This is a genomic window from Vibrio sp. 704 (assembly GCF_033339295.1).
In genome coordinates, this window is record NZ_JAWOUH010000002.1 from 342,518 (window position 1) to 364,351 (window position 21,834).

Genomic DNA, 21,834 nt, shown 5'->3' on the forward strand with positions numbered 1-21,834 from the left:
TTATGTTCGACTTTCTAAAGAAAACACCCGCTTTAACAGAACCACTAAAAGTTTCTGATGAAAAACTCCTCTTTAATGCCATGTTAAACGCTACCGCGATGGTGATTTTTAATCATTCAGGCGAAATACTTGAAGTGAGTCAGAAGTTTGCTGACATTATGGGGTACAGTAAACAGGAACTTCTGGGCCAGCATCACCGCATTTTGTTTGAGACTGCCTATACATCGAGGCCCGAGTATATAACCTTCTGGCGAAATCTCCTTGAGGACAAACCGCAGCGAGATACCTTTAAATATATAAAGAAGAATAGAGAAACTATCTTTGTCGGCGCACGTTATGTGCCAATTAAGGATGAACAAGGTAAGGTGTATCGTGTTGTTAAATTGGCTTTTGATGTCACCGCGCAGCATAACGAATCTGCGTCGCAGAATGCTGTTTTTACGGCACTTAACCGCTCACAGGCTGTAATTGAATTCACCCCGGATGGCACAATCACCAATGCTAACCAGAATTTTCTTAATGCTATGGATTGCAAACTGGAACAGATAAAGGGTAAACACCACAAAATTTTCTGTGATGAAAACTTTTATCGTGATAACCCAAACTTCTGGCGCAACTTGGCCAACGGTAACTATCAGACAGGTCGATTTCTAAGAAGAAGTCTGTCTGGCAGGAGCGTCTGGCTTGAAGCAACTTACAACCCCATTCTTGATGGGCAAGGTAAAGTCTATAAAGTGATAAAATTTGCGTCAGATATTTCTGAGCGCGTCAATAATGCCATTAATACAGTGAACCTCGCGGCGCAAACATCCGAAAAGACATCGGCGTTAACAACAACGGCAATGCGAGAGCTGGATAACAGCGTGAATACCAGTGTTCAAATCGCATCACAGGTTGAAAATACTGCACAAGTTGGTCAAGAGCTAAATCTGAAATCAAAGAATATTCAGGAAATAGTAACCACCATACGTTCTATTGCAGATCAGACAAACTTATTGGCACTTAATGCGGCGATTGAAGCTGCAAGAGCCGGAGATTCCGGCAGAGGGTTCGCAGTTGTTGCAGACGAAGTAAGAAAGCTTGCCGCCAGATCGGCTTCCGCAACCTCCGACATTGCGGAGGTCGTAAAGGAGAACGCGGGGCTCATTGATAAAATTGACACCGGTTTAAAAGAGATAAATGTGATCGCGAAAAAAGGTCATGAATCTATCGAGCATGTCGAAAAAGCTATCGAGAGTGTGAATGTGAGTATCAGTGAACTCGTGTCAATGGTTGAAGCATTGAAACTCTAATTTTTATACCAACAATCCTTTATTTATTGGATTTGTTACCAGAGCGCTCCTGATTTGTTGGAAGGTGTTTTACTTCTTCATCAGGTAGCGCTATTAACGATGAATGAAAAATGGACAGCTCGCATCAAAACAAAAATCTAACAATAAAAAAACAATGCGTTTAAATAAAAATTTTTAACCTAACCATCCGCATAATTACCAGAGACTAAATAGAAAGCGTTCTTTTTCTTTTTTGCGATATACATAGCCTGGTCAGCTTTATTAATAATCTCATCTGAACTAAGTTTTTCGCCTTTATGAATGTAGGCTCCAATACTTGAAGTACAAATATAAGGTTCGGCCCCTAGATCGTAAGGATAACTTAGTCGTTCTCTTATTTTTTTGCCTATTTTTTTAACCCAAGCATCAGAAGAGAAAATTTGGTTGCGTCCAGAGAGCATAATTAAAAACTCGTCACCTCCAAACCGGCAAACCGTATCGCTATCACGAACAGATTCTATTAATCGATTTGATATGGCTTTAAGTAAATGATCTCCTGCCTCATGACCTTGAGTATCATTTAGTAACTTGAAATCGTCGAGATCTATATACATCAATGCAATAGGAAATTTATCTCTTTTAGCTGATAGTAGTAGTTGCCCTAATCGTTCTTGCAACAATCTTCTATTAGCAAGACCTGTTAACGAATCATAGAATGCAAGGCGCTTAATTTCTGCCTCTGCCGCAACAGCGGCACTAATATCTCTCGCTATTTTGGAAGCACCTATTACCTGCCCCTCAGAATTATATATCGGCGAAATACTCACTGATAAATCTATTAGTTGCCCATTTTTGTGTTTGCGTTGCGTGACAAAATGATCTACTTTCTGTCCACTTGAAATTTTATTTAGAATTTCAGCCTCTTCATATGACCTCTCACTTGGAATTATCAATGTCATTGATTGACCGATTATCTCCTCCTCTGAGTAGCCAAAAATCTTTTCAGCCCCTCTATTCCAACTTGCAATAATTCCATGACTATTCTTACTGATAATCGCATCGTCAGAAGATTCAACTATGGCTTTGAAATACGCAAGGTTTAGTTCTGAAAGTTTCCTTTGAGTTCTTGCTATCCAACTGATAACACTTTCCCGTGAATTTCCTTTAACTATAATTGGCGTTAAAAAATTCCCTTTCCCTAACTCATGTAAATGGCCTTCTAATTCAGGAATAGAACAGCCGATTATCTTACGAAGCTGCACGCCAATTTTAAAAATAAAAATAGTCAGAAGTATCGAAAGTAAACATAGACTTCCTATAACTAGCATCAGCCTATTTTTTGCTATATTTACAGTGGATTGTGTCCTGTCAAAAACCATCTGTTCAGTTTCGATAATCGGTCGCATGATTTCTGCCTTTGTTGAGATAAAGAAATCATCTGCTAGCATTTCTAAAGCTTTTTCGCGTTTTTTAGGATCTGTCGGTACGTTTTCTTCAAAAAGGTCAATTGCTTTATTTTCTACCGCCACTAATAAGTCTGACTTTTCCTTAGAAAGCTTTAAATTTTGTAATTCAATTTCAGTAAAGCCAGCTCTTTGCATTAGTTCAATAATCGAAATTCCGTCATCGCTGGCGTCATGCTTCGACTCTGAAATATCGGGTGCTGCTCCATTAACATCCCAATAAGCAAGAGAATAATTCTTCGGTCGCATTCTCAACCCGTCACGTATTTCAACGACAGCCTGAAACTGATGTTTATAAAGAGGGTTACCAGTAATGATATAAGTTCTTACTAACCTTGCTAAATCGTTAGATGACTGGCGAAGCTCCGCAGCCAACTTAATAGACTTCTCTCTCGTATCAACAGCACTCTGATAACGTAATTGTTCAAAAACAAGTACAACGATACTCGTACCTAACAAGAAAACAATAGCTAGCATCGAATACAAATAAATTTTGAATGCTTTAGGTTGTTCCTTCCACTCCATGTGCTAATAAATCCTGTCTGTAATTTTGATATTAAGGTTATACCGAATCAACTTGAAGATGCAGGCTTGAGAACCTGAAAATTATCATTAATTCGAGATGCCAAAGAGCCTGCGATCTCTGGAAGAGTCACAGTAAAAAATTGGTCTATTGCTGCCTTGAAGTCCCGTTTACTTTTGAAGTAAACGTTGTTCCTCGACTTCTCATTCATTACTTTCCAAAGCCGCTCTATTGGATTGAGGTTTGGGCTGTAAGGTGGAAGATAATGCAGCTCGATATTAAGGACAAATGCCGCATCTCTGACCAAGTCACTACGGTGATATCCCGCACCATCTAAAATGATATGAAGCTTATGAGCTAACGGATAACTCTCTCTTAACTTACAGAAAAAGCGAACTATCGTTTCACTGTTAATGCTCTCATAATCATCAATAATAGTAGCTCCGATATCTGACAGGTTCAGTGCGCCAAGAATGTTCAATCGACTGCGATTTCCCGTTGTTTCAATCACTTTATCTTGACCAGTTCGTATCCAGCCATGAGATATTTTTGTTGATAGGGTTGGGTGAACAGCATCGATAAAGACTATCGATTCATCCTCGTCACAACTTGCCTTTAGCGCTTCGTAAGCATCTATGAAAGCTTGTTGTTTTGCTTCATCAAACTTATGTGGAACGCCTTTCGGTTGCTTGTAGCTAAAACCGTTATGGTGAAGCCATTTGTTCATACCAGAGACAGTGTAATCAAGTCCAAAAGTCTCTTTAACGTAGGCGACAATTTGATGAGTATGAGGATAGGTTCTCTCAGTCAAATGCTCGATTAGGTGCATGGTTTGAGTTGCAGAAAGCTTGCTTTGACTTCCGCCATTTTCAGGCTTAAGTTTTTCAGAAAGAACGTAGTCGCTAAGGTGACGTGCAACGGTGGATTCATGAATCCGAAGAGCTTGTGAAATCATGGTCTGACTCCAGCCTTCAGAAGCCAGCAAAATAGCCTTAATACGGTCGCAAACTCGACTATCACGTTCAATATCGTGCATTTGTTCGAGTTGCAGTTTCTGTTGAGGAGTCAGTGTAATTTTCATGGTTCGTAGCATGATCCTGATTCTAAAAAAATCAAGCATCTTCAATGATCACGGGTATATACCACTCATGCGAATGTGCGCCCTTATCTCAACAAGCTACTGAAAGACAAAGCACTGGTCACTCAGGCGTTCCAATCAGGTCATGATAAAGCTCAGTACATTTTAAACCCCGACACAGGAGCTTACCATCCAACTGCGCAACTTCTGATGGAGAGTGTCGTGGCTAAGCGACTTAGTACACTGATTAAGCGAAATGACTTGTTTGATGAAAAGGCCAATGCTGCGTATTGCGCTGCGGCTGGCGAGCTTCCCTACGACTTAACCAGTAAACAAATCGAAGCCGTCACAACGTGCCTAGATAATTCGGTAAGCTGTATTACAGGCGGTGCAGGAACAGGCAAGACAACGGTACTCAGAACGGCTCTCAGGGCTTACCAGCAACTCGGGTTTGAAATACACGCCGTTGCGCTCAGTGGTCGCGCTGCAATGAGACTTCATGAATCAATCGGTTTTGTTACCTCAACCATTGCCAAGTTGCTGCGTAAAGAACCCATTGAGCCAAGTGTCGATAAACCAAATCATCTATTAGTGATTGATGAAGCGAGTATGATTGACCTACCTACCATGTATCGCCTTGTGAATCACATTTACCCCTCTGTACGATTGATATTCACTGGCGATCCCGATCAACTACCACCAATTGGCTGCGGTAAGGTACTTGCAGATATCGTTGAAGCAAAAACGGTCGCCAACACCATGCTAGATATCGTCAAGAGACAAGAAGGCTCAACGGGTATCCCCGAATACTCAAAGCTCATTAATCAAGGTTTGATGCCTGACCAATTAAGCACAGGTGCAATACACTTTCACGAAACCAGTAAAACAGACATTGCCAAAGTCTGTTGCGAGCTTTACCAAGAATTCCCTGAAAGCAGTCATGTCATGGCTCCAACCAAGGCACTGGTATCAGAAATCAATATACTCATCCAGCAAGCGGTCAACCCAGACAGTGACAGCCTTGGGTTCGAAATCAATGGTGACAAGTTCTTTCTGCCACTTCGCCTCAATGATGCGGTGTTATTCACGCAGAATCATTACGACAAAGGCATTCAGAACGGCTCACTTGGCATGTTAACCAGCGTCGAACCTTCTGGTGATAGCTATGGAGAAGTCACACTGGATACTTGTGATAAGGTCGAGGTGACGCAATCCGTTCTAGATTGCATTGAGCTGGGTTACGCAATCACCTTGCACAAAGCCCAAGGTTCACAGTTCCCGCGCATCATTATCGCCCTGCAAAAAGGAAGGATAGTAGATAGAGCTTGGCTCTATACGGCAATTACGAGGGCAGAAAGTGAAACTCATATCGTCGGCAGCAGTGATGACATGAAGCAGAACACCGAAGCCCCTAGTCACTCTCATAAGCGGAATAGCTACCTGAAAGAGCTTTTGAACTAGGTATTTCAAGCTTATTATGCCCATTATGGACTTTCTATAAGTTCCAATTTAATACGCAAATAAATATATAATGCGTAATCGATATTAATAAGGGGTTATTATGGAACTTGCTGAGAATGTGCTCATCGATGATTCTGCACTCGACCTTTTCAACTTGCGTGTGGATGAGCTGACAGACGATAACGATGTTGAGGGAATGCAAAATTTCATATCAACATTTGATATGTTCACACCAGTATTTGAAGACGATTATAGAGAAGCCGAGTTTAACTATATGCTTGGCAATGCTTACTCTTTGCTTAATGTGCCGCAGCAAAAAGAGTGGTTCAGCCCTGAACTAAACAAAGTCATTATTCATTTCAAAAAAGCGCTTAGCTTGCTCAAAAAGCGTAACATCGATGATATTTATCAAATTACTCTTGAGTCTCAAATATCGACAAATTTAGGTAATTATCTATCACAGCAAGGTCGCTTTATGTGCGCCAAAAAATTTTGGCAACGTGGCATCTTATTGAATAATCAGCCCATTGCTCATACTGCTATGTATCAAAGTGAACGATATATTGCTCACTATTCACAACACGACACACCAAAAGCACATTATCACTATTATTTAGCATACCAAAGCTTAAAAAGTCGTCTAGAACTACCTAATGATCCAACTAAATTTAACGATAGTTGTTTGATTTTTGGTAATGAATGGACAGAAACTTTTAAAAGTTGGTTTGAAAAAAATTTTGATGAGAGTGAATTTGAACGGTTCTATGAACCCTATGATAAGCGCGAACTGAACGAGAAAGAGATCGACTATTTAGCATGGTGCAGTGATAGTCACTTGTTCATTGATGAACTGGAGATAAGTGAATTGAGGTATGCTAGGCACCCCGACTCTTTATCCTTACCCCCGATATCACCGAAGCTCAACCTTACTTTGTCACATAATGAGGAATTGGTTTATCACGCTAACTTTGACGAGATAAAGAACGATTTTTGCTACGCAAGGCATTTGATCTTTACAGCGTTGGATACTGATAATGATGAACAAAGTTTTTTCAATAGTACGTTCCAAAAGATCGATGATATGACTTATTGTATCGATAATATCAAAGCTCAAAACTTAAAATCAGCGTTCAAGATTCTATATTCTCTATTCGACAAAATCGCTTATTTCATCAATCACTTTTACAACTTAAATGCGCTTGAAAAAGATAGGAAAATTAGCTTTGAAAGCTTGTTCAAAAAACTTGGTTCAAATAAGCAATGGCAACCACACCCGAAACTCGCAGAAAGTAAGAACCAGTTTTTACACGCTCTGTTTTACATATTGAAAGACTTACGAGACATAAACGATCAAGAATCTGTTTCGGATTGGCTCAACCCTGAACTCACTAAAATCTGTGAGATTAGAAACTTCATTGAACATCGTTCATTTAAGATAATTGATGAACTGTACGCTGACCTCGTGTCAGCAACCAGTGTCGAGCAAATGCAGATTCAACGTTTAAAAGAAGAAAAAGAACAATACAGTAACGAATGCAAAGCGTTATTTCCATTGATTAAACAATACAAGGCCACAGAGAAGTATCAAGAGTTGGTTGATCAGAAAAATGAGTTAGAAGAGAAAATCACCAATATAGATAGTCAGTTATATGAAAAAACAAAACGCTCGCGGCATACTCTTATGATGACTGAAAAAGACTTTACTACTCAGTTAATGACACTAGCTGAGCTTGTTAGAAACTCTATTATTTACCTTTCTTTTTCTATCAATCATGAAGAGCAGAATAAGCCAAAGAACGATAACGGCTTTGTATGGAAAAGAGAAGTTCCAATTAGGTGAATTACAACCTTATGAGAAGCTCTTTAACATGCTTCTTAAATAATTCGATGGTCAAGAAAAATCATAAATGCCTAGCGAGTAGTGAGCTGTGCGAGCGTCAGGAGTGGCTTTATTATTTTACTTTACCATCATTCCCTTAAATACCCTTTTGGCAGGGTGATGGTTTCACGCAGTGAGGCCATCGCCTTGCTAAGCATTCAGGGACAAAAAAATGTACACACAATTATACATAGTGTGTACGCTTGTAAGTCTTAGTCAAAGCATTGCCAGTAAAACCCAGTCACTCACTCACTCGCTAATAGACATAGTTTTTACTGTATACTCCAGTACGGGCGGTGTTTGTTTATTCATGAGGGACCATAAGCCTATGGCGCTAGACGATCAATGTCCCAACTTCCATCATGCTGGGAGAAAAGAAAACGATCGTGAAGGCGATGTTCGCCACCTTGCCAAAATTCGATGCTCTTTGGTTTTACGCGAAAGCCACCCCAAAAGGTTGGTACTGGTATTTCACCCTTAGCAAACTTCTGTTTTAGCTCTAAAAACTTACCTTCCAACACACCTCTGGCAGAAATACGGCTACTTTGTTTGCTCGCGATTGCGGCCAACTGGCTCTCTTTAGGACGAGAAGTAAAGTATTTCATATTCTCTACGGCGGTAAGCTTTTCAGCCACACCAGTAATATGAACTTGGCGCTCTAACGGATGCCAAGGGAAGTGCAAACTAATATTGCTGTTATGCTCTAGCTGCTGGGCCTTGCGACTGCCTAGGTTTGTGTAAAACACAAAACCATCTTTGTCGACGTTTTTCAATAGAACAATGCGTTGAAACGGCATGCCATTTTCATCAACCGTTGCAACTGTCATCGCAGTCGGGTCCGTTAAACCCGCTTCAACTGCTTGCTCTAGCCACAGATTAAATTGATCAATAGGATCAGCTTTCAAATCTTTACGACGCAGCCCACCTTTGGTGTACTCACGACGAATATCAGCAAGTTCCATCTTTACTCCTTCACTCGTTTTTGTCGATTGTGCTCCCGATACTGAGGAAATACAAGGACATCATTGTGCTTGTTATCGTTGCCGCTCACAGCATCACAGTGCGTCATTTGATACCATGACACAAAAAACCAGTGAGCCGATCGTGAACTTACTCAACCCCAAAGCCCTACGTCATTTTTTACTGCTACTGTGTGCCGTTGGCATTTCAGGGCTTGCGCTTACTCATCATTACGCAACTCAATACCAACATGATCAATGGCAACAAAAGCTAGAGAGACAAGCCGCGCAAGTATCACAAGAAGTGGACTACGAACTGGCAAAGTTTGAACAGATACCAAACCTATTAAGTCACGACCCAAGACTACTCAAAGCAGTAGAGCGCGGAACGCCCTCTCAAGAGCTCAACCTACTGTTATCAGATTGGTTGAAGCAAAGTTTGGCCGATACGATTTACGTTCATGACCGCACCGGGTTAGTCATTGCCTCAAGTAACTTTCAGCAAGAAGATACGTTTGTTGGCTCTAGCTTTAGCTATCGCCCCTATTTTAAAAATGCGCGACGCGGTGAGCCCGCTCAATACGTTGGATTAGGCGTGCGCTCGAATAAACGTGGGTACTTCTTCTCATCTCCGCTGTGGGTAAATGAGGAAGTCGTTGGCGTGATCACAGTAAAAGTGAACTTGGAGCAATTAGAACAGCGCCTTTCGCAAACCACGACTGACGTACTCATTACAGATAAACACAATGTCGTGTTTATGAGCAATTTACCAGACTGGCGCTATCGTGCACTTTTCCCACTGTCATCGAGTGCAATAATTGAACTTACCGAAACGCGTCAATATGGCGATACCTTGCCCGAATATTTTGGTGAGTTGACGGCACACAGTGGTGTCACGGAGTTTGATGACAATCAATTGCTTCTATCACCAAATTACCTCGCATACGCAACACACTTATTGGATAAAGGGTTTCGCGTCGTTGCCTTAATTAACCACAACAGCGTTCTTGCCGCCGTTTTACAGGCCGATATCGTCTTCCTGATCTTATATGCGCTCATTGCTCTAATTGCGTTAGCGTGGTTCCAAACCCTAGTTAACAAAGCACGCCTTGCCCATCTTAATGTGAGCCTAGAAGAAAAAGTAGTGCAACGGACACTAGTTCTGAGTGAAGCCAACCAAAAACTACAACAGACCATCCGCCAATATGAGCAAAGCCAACAAGAGCTTAAACAAACACAACAAGAACTGACGCAAGCCGCGAAATTGGCACTGTTGGGCGAGCTATCAGCCAGTATTAATCATGAGATAAATCAGCCACTTTCCGCACTAAGAACCTATACCGAAAACTCGCAGCGTTTGTTGGCAATGGAAAAATACCCAATGGTCGCTGACAATTTGGGCAAAATGCTGACACTCAATGACACCATTTCGGAAGTCATTGCCCGCTTAAAAGTCTTTACTCGGAAAGCCACGCACGATTCACACAATGAAATCTCAGTACTGCACGACGCGGTACATACTGCCACCAGCATTTTGAGCAACAAGCTTATTAAGCAAGGAGTAACACTAAAAGTTCCGGCCATCGACTATGATGTGAAGCTGGCCATTCACAGCGTTGAATTAGAACAAGTGCTGATAAACCTCTTCCACAACGCCGCACAAGCGATGGAAAACCACTGTATCGATCCGCAAATATCCATTGCTGTTCAGTGTCATGATGACAGTTGCGACATTCTTGTTTCCGATAACGGACCAGGGATGTCAGACGAAGCCCTAGCAAAAGTGTTCGACCCATTTTTTACGACTAAGCCGGAGGGTCTTGGATTAGGTTTAACAATCTCCAAGCGGATTATAGAGAGCTATCACGGCTCCCTCTGTGCCTATAAACATCAGAACACAGAACAACAAGCAGGAGGGATGACCTTTATCGTGACGCTACCAATAGTCAATCAGAATAAACGTACCCCAGAAGTGGAAAACGACCATGAATAACCCAGTTTTCTTTGTTGATGACGAACCACACATTCGTGATGCCGTGTCTCAAGCCCTGCTGATTGAAGGTATAGACGTCACCTGCTTACCAAACGCAGTAGAAGCCTTACGCGTAATCGACTCAAATACGCCTGCGATTATCATTACCGATATCCATATGCCCGTGATGGATGGCTTGGAGTTTATGCGAACTTTGCGAAGCAAAAACGATCACTTTCAATTCATCGTACTTACTGGACATGGAGATGTGAAAACCGCGGTAGATGCGATGAAAAGCGGCGCGTACGACTTTCTAGAAAAACCGTTTTCAACGGAACAGCTCATGAAATCGCTCAACAATGCCAGCGATAAACTGAACTTGTTGCAAGAAAACATCTGGCTTAAGAAAGAGCTCGACATGCAAACTCATGTTGGTCCGAAAATGATTGGTCACAGTAAGGCCATGGTTAGTATTCGTCGCGCCTTAATCAGTGCGCCTACAAGCCAGCCGCTCATTTTTGTAGGTCAAGATGGTACAGGTCGCCGGCTCGCCGCACAATTTGCCCACGACATACATGCAACACCGGATAGTGAGCTAATCGCCGCTTCTGGTGAAGACCTCTATGAGCTTTCATTAGAAGCGCTCGACAAAGCCATACACCGCTTAAGTGAAGGAAAACGCCACTGCAGTTTGTACTTACATAGCGCAGAGCATGTATCATTTGAGCAATGGGAATACTTGTTCAAGCACCCAAAACTTGAACGTGTTTTTGGCGCGACCACCCAAGCCGAGCCGCCTCTAAAATCCCTGGCGACTCTAATTCACTTACCGACGCTCGATGAAAGAAAGGAAGATATAGGGCCTTTATACAAGCACTTTGTGCGCCACACCGCGAGCCGATATCAGTTACAGCCACCACATATCAGCCTAGAAGAAGTCAAACACCTCACCAATCTCGAATGGCCAGAAAACGTTAAGCAGCTACGCCAATTTGCTGAACTTCGTGCCCTCAAGCCAGATACTTTTAGAATGGAAGATTGGAATAGTGAGAAAAGTCTTGAAATTCAGAGTATGACTCAGCGCACAGAATACTTTGAATATTGCTTGTTATTCGATGCATTGCAAAGACATCGCGGCAGACTCAAAGAGGTTCAACTAGAATTACAGGTATCACGCAAAACCTTGTACGACAAACTAAAAAAACATCAGTTGGATAAAGCCAAGTTCAAGGCGTAATAGCTATACTCCGGCGCTAATTATGCTTTTGTTTGATTTAGAAAGTGTAAGAAAGCTCATTTGAAGAGAGAATAACCCTCTTCTCATATTTTATTAGCCGAGCATGCTGACATGATCGGTTAATAATAATAAGATCAAAAAGATAATCCGTAATTATATAAGCAGGGACTGTGATGAGCCGAGATAACTACAACAAACTCAACGATGAAGAGTTGGATTTTGTTGATGACAAAACTGCAGCATTGCTCCTCAATACCCCCAACAGCGCGCGTTTTATGCTCTGGGTTATGGTTCTATTTTTCATTGCAGCAATAGGTTGGGCATCTTGGGCTGAAATCGACAAAGTCACGGTTGGTCAAGGCAAAGTGATTCCCTCCTCACAGATACAAGTAGTCCAAAACTTAGAAGGTGGCTTAGTCAAAGAAATCTTGGTCAAAGAAGGTCAGTTGGTTGAAAAAGGCCAACAGTTACTGCTTATCGACGACACCCGCTTTCGTTCGGATTTTCGTGAACGTGAGCAACAAGTTGCCAACCTTACCGCATCTGTGCTGCAACTATCCGCTTCTATTAACAGTGTTGCCGTTAATCGTGATTTTGAAACGGAAAACTGGCGTCAAAGTGTACTACTTGATTACGGTAAACTGACCTTCCCACCAACCTTGGAAGAGACTCGACCTCAACTCACACAGCGTCAAAAAGCAGAATATCGCGAAGATCTAGATAATTTACGCAACCAACTTTCTGTTATTGACCAACAAGTGCAGCAAAAGCAGCAGGACTTGGTAGAGATCCAAGCACGAGTAAGGAACTTGCGTCAAAGCTACCAATACGCGAAAAAAGAACTCGATATCACCAAACCTTTGGCAGACGAGGGCGTTGTTCCTCGTATTGAACTGCTCAAATTACAGCGCCAAGTCAACGATACCCGTCGTGAAATGACGTCCAGTGAGCTCAAGATTCCCGTATTGCAATCAGCGATTCGAGAATCCATGCTCAACCGTATTGATGTTGCACTCAAATTCCGCTCTGAACAGCAAGAGAAACTCAACAGCGCCCAAGACCAGTTATCTGCCTTGGTTGAATCAGCGGTGGGCTTGGAAGATAGAGTAAACCGAACGGTTGTGAATTCGCCAGTAACAGGCAAAATCAAAACACTGAACATCAATACTGTCGGTGGTGTTATCCAACCTGGTATGGATATCGTCGAGATCGTACCAACAGAAGACACACTATTGGTAGAGGCGAAAATTGCGCCAAAAGACATCGCATTTTTACGCCCAGATCTTCATGCTATCGTGAAATTTACAGCTTACGACTTCACAAAGTACGGCGGTTTAGAGGGAGAGTTGGAACATATCAGCGCGGATACCACTCAAGATGAAGAAGGCAACAGCTTCTACATTGTTCGTGTACGCACCGAAAAAACAAACTTTGGTCAAGATGCAGATTTACCAATCATTCCAGGAATGACAGCATCGGTCGATATCATCACAGGGAAGCGAACCGTTTTGGAATATCTACTTAAACCGATTTTAAGTGCCAAAACGAACGCCTTGAAGGAGTAAACCACATTAAGATACTCGCGATAGGGAGTATTGAGCGATAAGTGATTAAATAAAAAGCACTTATTTCTCACTGACGAACTCTCTAGAAGAGTATACTTGTGATACGAGTCGAATATGCGATCCAATTTGCAGCGTAAAGTTACATTATTAATCAGCTTAAGTTGTTTGTCGTTCCAACTTGGTGCGCTGAACAGTAAAGAACAACGATGGGTCAATACGGTCACAGCGGTGTACGGCGAACGTGCGGGATTGCGCGTAAATACATGGCGAAAGAACCTCGACTTATTTAAACAATTAGAGACTCATGAACAGCTCGCTGGCGTTAACGACTTTTTTAATCAGCTGTATTTCGTTGACGACATAAAACTGTGGGGAAAGACAGATTATTGGGCTACGCCACTCGAATTTTTAGGGAGTAACGCAGGAGACTGTGAAGATTTCACTATTGCTAAGTACTTCTCTTTACTCGAGCTAGGAATACCAGATTCAAAGATGCGTTTAATATACGTAAAAGCCATCGAACTGAATCAGTTTCACATGGTATTAGCTTACTACCCTACCCCAAGTTCTGAGCCGCTCATTCTCGATAATATCAATCCTGACATTGTCCGAGCCTCTAAGCGTAGCGACTTGCTACCGATATACAGTTTTAATGGTACAAACCTGTGGTTGATGAAGTCATCTGCTAGCACTGGAGAGCTAGCAGGGAAAGCATCACGGTTGAGCCTTTGGAATGACTTACGCTCGCGCGAACGTAAGTTGCAGTTAAATAAACCTAAAATTAACTATGACGAGTGAGAAACATGACCCTATATAAGAAGCTTGTGGTGGGGATGGTTACGGTCTTTATACTCTTGTTGGCATCAGTATTCGTAATCCAATTCAACACGACTCGAGACAGCTTGGAGCAACAGCAACGTTCAGAGGTCAACAACACTATTAACACCGTAGGTTTGGCACTGGCTCCTTACCTAAAGGACAAAGATAAAGTCGCGGTTGAGTCCGTGATTAATGCTCTATTTGACGGCAGCACCTACTCCGTTGTTCGTCTTACAGCATTAGATTCTGACTACCAGATCGTGCGTACTTACCCAGTTAAACCAAGTACGGTGCCACAATGGTTTATCGACATGAATCTATTTAAAGCGATTCACGATAAGCGTGTTGTGACCAGTGGTTGGATGCAGCTCGCCGAAGTAGAAATCATTAGCCACCCAGGCGCAGCTTACGAGCAGCTCTGGCAAGGTTTTATTGGCTTGCTGTCTGTATTCAGTGTTATTTTTCTAGCTGGTTTAGTGGCAATTTCATACATCCTACGTCGCTCGCTAAAACCATTAACGGCCATCGTAAATAAAATGCATGAAATCGCGAATAACCAATTTGGTGAACCGCTTGCTCGTCCAAGAACCAAAGATCTTATCGCGGTGGTAGATGGCATTAACATGATGTCTGCTCAAATCGAGCTATCATTCAAAGAGCAAGCCAAAGAGGCGCAACGTCTGCGTGCTCAGGCTTACCTCGATCCTATATCTAAATTGGGTAACCGCTCATTCTACATCAACCAAATCGACCAATGGCTTGCAGAGCAAACGCAAGGGGGTATCGCGCTACTCCATGCTGAATACATTGGGGACATTTACGAGACCAAAGATTACCAACGCGCAGATGCCCACGTTAAAGAACTGTCTCAACGTTTGAAAAACACCATTGATGTACCGGGAGCCACTATTGCTCGCTTGTCTAGTGATGAGTTCGGCTTGCTTTTCCCTCATATGGATGAGAGCGAGTTACGCATTTTATCGGACAGCATCGTCAATTGTGTGAACGGCCTAAATACTGACCCAACAGGCTTAGCAAAACCTAAAGCGTCACTAGGGGTTGCACACAGCAAAGATCAGAAAACGCGCTCTGAAATCCTCTCGATGGTGGACAACGCACTATCGAAAGCCAAAGCGCAACCAGACAAGCCATACGGCTTCATTGGCAGTGATACACCTTCTAGTTTGATGGGTAAACAGCAATGGAAAGCGTTGGTTGAAGAAGCCATTCATAGTGATTGGGTTAAATTCCGTTTCCAAGCTGCGAAAAACACATGGGGTAAAGTATTCCACAACGAAGTATTTTCAAGCATCGAAAAAGATGGTGAAACGTATCGTGCGAATCAATACCTATTCGCACTAGAACAGTTAGACGCCACCAACATCTTTGACCAGTATGTCATTGAATCAATGATTAAGATGCTAGAAAGTGGTGAACTTAATGACCCAGTCGCGATTAACATCGCGCAAAGCAGCTTGTCTCAACCATCGTTTATTCGCTGGACAACTAGCATGCTGGAAAAACACGCCAAAGTGGCCTCTAAGCTACACTTTGAAATTCCAGAGGAATGCTTTATCGATCAGCCTCACCACACAGCACTGTTATGTAATGCCATTCGCCAATCAGGTGCTGAGTTCGGCGTAGATAACTACGGACGTAACTTCCAATCTTTGGAATACATCCAAGAGTTCCGCCCGAACTATGTGAAGCTCGATTACCTATTCACACACAACTTGCACGACGAAAAACAAAAATTCACGCTAACGTCGATCTCTCGTACTGCCCACAACCTTGGTATTACGACTATCGCATCGCGTATCGAAACTCAAATCCAGTTGGATTTCCTCACTGAACACTTTGTTGAGGTATTCCAAGGATTCATCGTCGACAAGGAATAAAAAGGTTTATCAACGATGAAAGACCCTTTACTGAATTCGCTCATCTACGTTAGCCGTTACTATGGGTTAGCTAACTCGCCAGAAGCGCTAGTCAACGGACTACCGCTATCTGACGGTAAACTGACCCCATTTTTGCTACCAAGAGCAGCGGAAAGGGCCGGATTGGTTGCCAAGGAAAACCGCGCAGAGCTGGAGAGCATCTCCAGCCTAATTCTGCCGGCAATCTTAGTTCTTAAAGGCGGTGACTCTTGCGTTCTCAACAGCATCAATATGGAGAAACGCGAGGCCGAAGTCACCACCCTAGAAAGTGGAATGGTGCCGATCTCTATTCCATTAGAAGACCTACTTGAGCAATACACTGGTCGGTACTTTTTAGTTAAAAAGCAATTCCGTTTCGATGAGCGCTCTCCCGAAGTGCTCAAAACCAACGAAGGCCACTGGTTCTGGTCAACCTTGTGGCAGTCAAAACGCATCTACCGCGATGTTTTAATCGCATCACTTCTCATCAACCTCTTTGCGGTTGCCGCTCCGCTATTCACTCGCTTGGTGTACGACAAAGTGGTTCCGAATCTTGCGTTTGAAACCCTATGGGTACTAGCAAGTGGCATCTTTGTCGTGTTCCTGTTCGACTTCATTCTCAAGTCGCTGAGAAATTACTTCATTGATGTGGCGGGCAAGAAGTCTGACATTCTGATTTCATCCAAACTGTTCAGCAAAGTGATGGGGATTAGAATGGAATCGAAGCCGCCTTCGGTCGGTGCCTTCGCTCGCCATTTACAAGAATTCGAATCTATTCGAGAGTTTTTTACTTCAGCGACCGTCAGTGCTCTCATTGATTTGCCTTTTGCCATTTTATTCTTAGTGATTATATGGCTAATGGCTGGCGATCTTGTGTATGTACCGATGGTGGGCGTGGTCATTTTGATTATTCACTCGCTACTGATACAAGGGCCGCTGCGCCGCTCCATTGAGGAGGGTTCACGCCTAGCATCGCAAAAATATGCCAATTTGATAGAGAGCTTGGCTGGGTTAGAAACCGTAAAAATGCTCAGTGCGCAAAGCCAATTCCAATACCGCTGGGAAGAGGCAGTTGCGCACATGGCGAACTGGAATATAAAAAGCCGCCGAATTACGGATAGCATTCAAAACGCGGCAGGTTTTGTGCAGCAAAGTAGTAACGTAGGGATGATCATCCTAGGCGTTTACTTGATTGCAGAGGGCGACTTAACCATGGGTGGTTTGATTGCCGCAACCATGCTTAGCGGCCGCGCGATTGGTCCTTTGGTTCAGTTATCCTTACTCTCTACGCGCTACAACCAAGCGAAGTCTTCTATGACAATTATCAATCAAGTCATGGAAATGCCGGATGAACAAGAAGAAGGTAAACGTTACATTCACCGTCCAATAGTACAAGGCAAAATTGAACTTGAACGCGTGACCTTCCACTACCCAGATTCACCGGTGGCGTCGATTCGAGATTTGAGCTTGACCATTAACCCAGGCGAAAAAGTAGCGATCATAGGCCGTATCGGTTCGGGTAAAACCACGTTAGAGCGTCTCATCATGGGCTTGTATCAGCCGACGGAAGGTCATGTTCGCATTGATGATACCGACATCGCACAGCTGCATCATGTCGACATTCGCCGTAATATTGGTTGTGTGCCGCAAGATTCGAATCTGTTCTTTGGTTCTATCCGCGACAACATTACGCTAGGTCGCCCATTAACCGATGACCGTGACGTACTAGACGCAGCGAATCGTGCCGGTGTTACTGCGTTTACGCAATCTGACCCAGCGGGCTTAGAACGCCAAGTTGGTGAAGGTGGAGCAATGCTTTCGGGTGGTCAACGTCAAGCAGTCACGATCGCTCGTGCATTTTTGGGTCGTCCTCCTGTTCTACTAATGGATGAACCAACCAGTGCGATGGATAATCGCTCAGAGATGCACATTAAACATCAATTAGCACAGTTGAAACCTAGTGAAACGCTGATTCTGATTACGCATAAAACGTCTATGCTCGACATCGTTGATCGCGTAATTGTGATGGAAAAAGGCAGCATCATTGCAGATGGCCCTAAAGCGCAAGTGCTGAACGATTTGAAACAAGGCAAAGTGCGTGCGGTTAGCTAGCCTGAATTCACATTGATAAAAGACAAGGGCCCCGTTTAACTTGTGTTTAACGGGGCTTATTTTATTGGGAGCCCGAGATATTTAAGTTCTTCAAGCGCGACCCAAACGAGTACAAGGCCAACAATCACGAATAAAATCATAATCGCCTTTTCATCTTCTTCCATTTTTCAACGCCCTAAAAGCTATTTCAATTAATACACCTTAGGTTATCAGGACAAAAGTCATATTCAGCTCGTTTATAAGGAACTAGCGTCATAGAATGTCGGATATGGGATACAGCTCAAAGATTGCTCTTTTCAAAATCACGTCAGCTTTGGTTGAATATAAGTAATAAAGCCAAAGAGTTCGCAATGCTCACTAAGTCTTTGATTAACCAATATAGTACTCTGTAGTACCTCAACACAGAGACAAATGGTGTAAAGAAAAATTGTGATTACTTACAGCAAAAAATCAGCTATAAAAGCCGCTTTCTAGATATCGTCGAGATGAAGAAATGAATGATTGGATCCAATTAGAGCAAGTGAGCCAGTATTTCACTACGGGCTCCCTCGGTTACAAACTATTGATGGGCATTTTTGTCCTGATCGCGTATCGCATCCTGAAGAGGATTGTAAATAGAGCCATCCTAAATTTGGCAACAACGAAAGGTGTAAAAAAGGCTCGTTTGAGTTTTATTCAGCGCTGTTTCAATGTCGCGCTGCTATTTTTGACCGCCTCTATTTTTGCCATTATCACAGGTATTGGCTATGGCGATGTGTCTTTGTTCCTATCGTCCATTTTTGCCGTATTAGGTGTGGCGTTTATTGCGCAGTGGTCAATTCTGAGCAACATCACTGCCAGCTTTTTGATCTTTTTTGTCTTCCCATACCGAGTGGGTGACCGAATTAAAGTCGTAGATAAAGATGAAGACATCTGCGGTGAGATTCAAGAAATCAGTATGTTTCACGTGTTAATTAAGCACGACAACGGAAACTTAATCACTTACCCAAACAATCAGATTTTGCAAAAAGCAGTGCTAAAGCTGGCGAAAAACAAGCCAGAGCCAAGTAAAGTAAAATCTCGGATTTATACTCGCAGAAAGAAATAACCCACTAAAAAGCCGATGTATCTACATCGGCTTTTTAATGCACTTCTTTTTAAGTTTTAGTGTTGACCTCAACTTAACTTGAGGTTTTAGCCTTAGTCGCACGATTAAAAATCAACAATGAAAAAAGGAACCATTGTGTCCAAAATTGCGATTATTTATTTCTCTAAAACCGACGTTACTGGTCAGCTTGCTCGCGCGATTGCCGCAGGCGTTGAACAACAAGGCATTAAGCAGCAAGATGACTGTGAAATCCTCTCTCACCGAATTGAAGGCAATGAGATTATTGAGGGACGTTTTGTGAACCCTAAACTAATGGATGAACTTGCTGAGTGTGATGCGATTATCTTTGGCTCACCGACCTATATGGGCGGTGTAGCAGCGCAGTTTAAAGCATTTGCAGATGCAAGCAGTGAATCTTGGTATTACCAAAAATGGGCGAGCAAAATCGCGGCTGGCTTTACCAGTGGTGGGGCAATGAATGGCGACCAATCTTGCACATTACAATATCTACAAACGCTCGCTAACCAACACGGCATGATGTGGATCGGGTTGGATAAGATCAGCAATTCTGGGGAGCAAAACCTGAATCGTTATGGTGTACAAGGTGGTATTGTTGCACAAGGTGGTGAAGGTGGTCAGTTGCATGCTTCTGATGTTGCAACGGCGGAGTATCTTGGCAAACGAGTCGCTATGCTCGTGAATAAGCTATCCACTCGCTAACAATAAAAAGAAGCCCCGTAAGATACATCTTCGGGGCTTCATATTTATCGCTTGTTTTGAGCGCTACTTCTTGATGTAGAGGTCTTTCGAGTAGATACGACCTTCTACGTTGTTCTTGGCAAAACCGCCAACCGTAGGACGAACCAAACGTGCTTGCATGTAGTAATAGATTGGCGCGATAGGCATATCTGTCGCCAGCAACTGTTCAGCTTGGTCGTAAAATCCTTGGCGTGCTTTCTCATTGGTTGCAGCCAATGCACTGTTCATCGCGTTGTCGTACGCTTCACTGCTGTAACGTGCAAAGTTACCCGAAGAACCTGAGCGAAGTAAGCTCAGGAAAGTAGACGCTTCATTGTAATCACCACACCAGGAAGCGCGCATCACATCGAAATTGCCTTGTTTACGCGCCACTAAGTACGACTTCCACTCTTGGTTTTCTAACTCCACGTGTGCACCGAGATTTTTTTGTAGCATCGACGCTATCGCAACCGCGATCGATTTGTTTGCCTCACTGGTGTTGTACAGCAATTTAAAATCGAGCGGCTTGTCTTGGCTGTAACCCGCTTCTTTTAACAACTGACGCGCTTTCTCGTCACGTTGTTGCTGACTCCACTTACTGTATTCAGGCGGCGTCGCATCAAACCCTGCGGTGTACTGATGCGCAAAAGTATAAGCAGGAAGGTTACCCACTTGCGTGACACCATTCGTAATCACATCGCGCATGATGGAGTACGACACCGCTTGACGCACTCGCACATCATCAAATGGCGGACGAGTGGTATTGAACGCGTAGTAATACGTACACAATAATGGCACCACCGTGTAAGCCTGCTTGTAATCTTGTTTAAGCTTCTGCGCCATATGAGTCGGCACATCTGACGTGATATCCAGCTCTCCTGCCGCATAGCGATTGATAGACGCGTTTTGGTTTTCAAACGGAATGTAAGTCACTCTGTTTAGATGCGTATCTGCGCTGTCCCAGTAACTTGGACTCTTAACCAGTTCAATGCGCTCATTCACGACCCACTTATCCAATGTGAATGCACCGTTGCTAACAAATTGGTCTGGATCGCTCCACGGCTTGTCGCGGTTTTCCACTGTCGCTTGATGCACTGGCATCATGGACGTGTGCCCAGTCATAGCAACAAAGTACGGCACTTGACTGTCCAACTCAAAACGTAGGGTGTATTTATCCACTGCCTTGATACCGAGATCGTCCAAAGGCTTTTTGCCCTCTGCTACATCGGCGATGTTTTTGATCTTGGTGAGTTTGAGATACCAAACATTTGGAGAAGCGGTTTTCGGATCTACCGCTCGGCGCAGTGAATAGACAAAATCATCCGCTGTCACAGGCTCGCCATTCGACCATTTCGCGTCTTTGCGCAAGTGAAAAGTAAAGGTTTGGTTGTCGTTGGTTTCCCATGATTCTGCCACACCGGGAATAATGTTTCCGTCACGATCTTGAATCACAAGCCCTTCAAATAAGTCACGAATCACATGCATTTCTGGCAGACCTTCGGCTTTCGCTGGGTCAAGCGTCGCCGCCTCTGCGTCATTCGCACGTACTAAATGCTGTTCTGCGGCAAGTTGAATGCCTTTAGGTAAGGTCTCCGCAGCAACTGATGTAGCAAGAAAAGGGGTGAATAAAGAGGAAATCAGCAACGCCGTTGAATGTTTTTTAAAATCCATATCTTTTTTCGTTCTCCTAACGCGTCTTGTGAAGCAAGTGCCACAATTAACATTTCAACCGTTGACGAGTTTAAACGGTTCAG

General features: G+C 43.2%; 15 protein-coding genes. 11 read left to right on the forward strand and 4 right to left on the reverse strand.

Annotated elements, in window-relative coordinates; genetic code table 11:
* Positions 1-2: 2 nt before the first annotated feature.
* The gene (locus R7R24_RS05400) at positions 3-1,292 is read left to right on the forward strand and encodes a PAS domain-containing methyl-accepting chemotaxis protein (protein WP_318119467.1); all 1,290 of its coding nucleotides are present in this window, start codon (positions 3-5) and stop codon (positions 1,290-1,292) included.
* Between the two features lie 179 nt (positions 1,293-1,471).
* Here the strand turns inward: R7R24_RS05400 and R7R24_RS05405 are convergent, their stop codons facing one another.
* Positions 1,472-3,259, reverse strand: coding sequence for a bifunctional diguanylate cyclase/phosphodiesterase (locus R7R24_RS05405; protein WP_318119468.1), 1,788 nt, complete (start codon positions 3,257-3,259; stop codon positions 1,472-1,474).
* A gap of 47 nt (positions 3,260-3,306) precedes the next feature.
* Positions 3,307-4,338 (reverse strand): IS630 family transposase, encoded by a 1,032-nt coding sequence (locus R7R24_RS05410; protein ID WP_213972059.1) that lies wholly within the window; start codon positions 4,336-4,338, stop codon positions 3,307-3,309.
* 75 nt (positions 4,339-4,413) lie between these two features.
* Here R7R24_RS05410 and R7R24_RS05415 point away from each other — a divergent pair, with 75 nt between their 5' ends.
* Both R7R24_RS05415 and R7R24_RS05420 read left to right on the forward strand, forming a co-directional pair.
* Positions 4,414-5,796 carry an ATP-dependent RecD-like DNA helicase gene (locus R7R24_RS05415; RefSeq protein WP_318119469.1) on the forward strand — a complete coding sequence of 461 codons (1,383 nt, stop codon included), beginning with the start codon at positions 4,414-4,416 and terminating at the stop codon, positions 5,794-5,796.
* 100 nt (positions 5,797-5,896) lie between these two features.
* Positions 5,897-7,636, forward strand: coding sequence for an LA2681 family HEPN domain-containing protein (locus R7R24_RS05420; protein WP_318119470.1), 1,740 nt, complete (start codon positions 5,897-5,899; stop codon positions 7,634-7,636).
* Positions 7,637-8,001: 365 nt separating this feature from the next.
* Here the strand turns inward: R7R24_RS05420 and pdxH are convergent, their stop codons facing one another.
* Entirely contained in the window at positions 8,002-8,637 is a 636-nt protein-coding gene (gene pdxH / locus R7R24_RS05425; RefSeq protein ID WP_005374570.1) for a pyridoxamine 5'-phosphate oxidase, read from the reverse strand.
* 115 nt (positions 8,638-8,752) lie between these two features.
* Between pdxH and R7R24_RS05430 the strand changes: the two genes are divergently transcribed.
* From R7R24_RS05430 to R7R24_RS05465, 8 genes are all read left to right on the forward strand, one after another.
* Positions 8,753-10,627 carry a sensor histidine kinase gene (locus R7R24_RS05430; protein WP_054578584.1) on the forward strand — a complete coding sequence of 625 codons (1,875 nt, stop codon included), beginning with the start codon at positions 8,753-8,755 and terminating at the stop codon, positions 10,625-10,627.
* A complete protein-coding gene (locus tag R7R24_RS05435; RefSeq protein ID WP_017634536.1) occupies positions 10,620-11,843 on the forward strand; it encodes a sigma-54-dependent transcriptional regulator in 1,224 nt (407 codons plus the stop codon). Before R7R24_RS05430 ends, R7R24_RS05435 begins: the two co-directional genes overlap by 8 nt.
* A gap of 173 nt (positions 11,844-12,016) precedes the next feature.
* On the forward strand, positions 12,017-13,408 hold the full coding sequence (locus R7R24_RS05440) for an HlyD family type I secretion periplasmic adaptor subunit (RefSeq protein ID WP_005374562.1): 1,392 nt from the start codon (positions 12,017-12,019) through the stop codon (positions 13,406-13,408).
* Positions 13,409-13,522: 114 nt separating this feature from the next.
* Complete coding sequence (locus R7R24_RS05445; protein ID WP_005374561.1) at positions 13,523-14,206, forward strand: transglutaminase-like cysteine peptidase; 684 nt, start codon at positions 13,523-13,525, stop codon at positions 14,204-14,206.
* Positions 14,207-14,211: 5 nt separating this feature from the next.
* Positions 14,212-16,125, forward strand: coding sequence for an EAL domain-containing protein (locus R7R24_RS05450; RefSeq protein ID WP_005383568.1), 1,914 nt, complete (start codon positions 14,212-14,214; stop codon positions 16,123-16,125).
* Positions 16,126-16,140: 15 nt separating this feature from the next.
* Positions 16,141-18,255: a type I secretion system permease/ATPase gene (locus tag R7R24_RS05455; protein WP_005374556.1), complete on the forward strand. Its 2,115-nt coding sequence runs from the start codon at positions 16,141-16,143 to the stop codon at positions 18,253-18,255.
* Positions 18,256-18,748: 493 nt separating this feature from the next.
* Positions 18,749-19,342: a mechanosensitive ion channel family protein gene (locus R7R24_RS05460; protein WP_042522270.1), complete on the forward strand. Its 594-nt coding sequence runs from the start codon at positions 18,749-18,751 to the stop codon at positions 19,340-19,342.
* 135 nt (positions 19,343-19,477) lie between these two features.
* Positions 19,478-20,062 carry a flavodoxin family protein gene (locus R7R24_RS05465; RefSeq protein WP_053350133.1) on the forward strand — a complete coding sequence of 195 codons (585 nt, stop codon included), beginning with the start codon at positions 19,478-19,480 and terminating at the stop codon, positions 20,060-20,062.
* Positions 20,063-20,125: 63 nt separating this feature from the next.
* Here R7R24_RS05465 and R7R24_RS05470 read toward each other — a convergent pair whose 3' ends face one another.
* On the reverse strand, positions 20,126-21,751 hold the full coding sequence (locus R7R24_RS05470) for an ABC transporter substrate-binding protein (RefSeq protein WP_054578583.1): 1,626 nt from the start codon (positions 21,749-21,751) through the stop codon (positions 20,126-20,128).
* Between the last annotated feature and the right edge of the window lie 83 nt (positions 21,752-21,834).

What these genes read in the sequence shown, in the direction of transcription:
- R7R24_RS05445 (WP_005374561.1), top strand. Translation starts at nt 13,523, where the DNA reads ATGCGATCCAATTTGCAGCGTAAAGTTACATTATTAATCAGCTTAAGT.
- R7R24_RS05470 (WP_054578583.1), bottom strand. Translation starts at nt 21,751, where the DNA reads ATGGATTTTAAAAAACATTCAACGGCGTTGCTGATTTCCTCTTTATTC.
- R7R24_RS05455 (WP_005374556.1), top strand. Translation starts at nt 16,141, where the DNA reads ATGAAAGACCCTTTACTGAATTCGCTCATCTACGTTAGCCGTTACTAT.
- R7R24_RS05400 (WP_318119467.1), top strand. Translation starts at nt 3, where the DNA reads ATGTTCGACTTTCTAAAGAAAACACCCGCTTTAACAGAACCACTAAAA.
- R7R24_RS05435 (WP_017634536.1), top strand. Translation starts at nt 10,620, where the DNA reads ATGAATAACCCAGTTTTCTTTGTTGATGACGAACCACACATTCGTGAT.
- R7R24_RS05440 (WP_005374562.1), top strand. Translation starts at nt 12,017, where the DNA reads ATGAGCCGAGATAACTACAACAAACTCAACGATGAAGAGTTGGATTTT.
- R7R24_RS05430 (WP_054578584.1), top strand. Translation starts at nt 8,753, where the DNA reads ATGACACAAAAAACCAGTGAGCCGATCGTGAACTTACTCAACCCCAAA.
- R7R24_RS05410 (WP_213972059.1), bottom strand. Translation starts at nt 4,338, where the DNA reads ATGAAAATTACACTGACTCCTCAACAGAAACTGCAACTCGAACAAATG.
- R7R24_RS05450 (WP_005383568.1), top strand. Translation starts at nt 14,212, where the DNA reads ATGACCCTATATAAGAAGCTTGTGGTGGGGATGGTTACGGTCTTTATA.
- R7R24_RS05420 (WP_318119470.1), top strand. Translation starts at nt 5,897, where the DNA reads ATGGAACTTGCTGAGAATGTGCTCATCGATGATTCTGCACTCGACCTT.
- pdxH (WP_005374570.1), bottom strand. Translation starts at nt 8,637, where the DNA reads ATGGAACTTGCTGATATTCGTCGTGAGTACACCAAAGGTGGGCTGCGT.
- R7R24_RS05405 (WP_318119468.1), bottom strand. Translation starts at nt 3,259, where the DNA reads ATGGAGTGGAAGGAACAACCTAAAGCATTCAAAATTTATTTGTATTCG.
- R7R24_RS05460 (WP_042522270.1), top strand. Translation starts at nt 18,749, where the DNA reads ATGAATGATTGGATCCAATTAGAGCAAGTGAGCCAGTATTTCACTACG.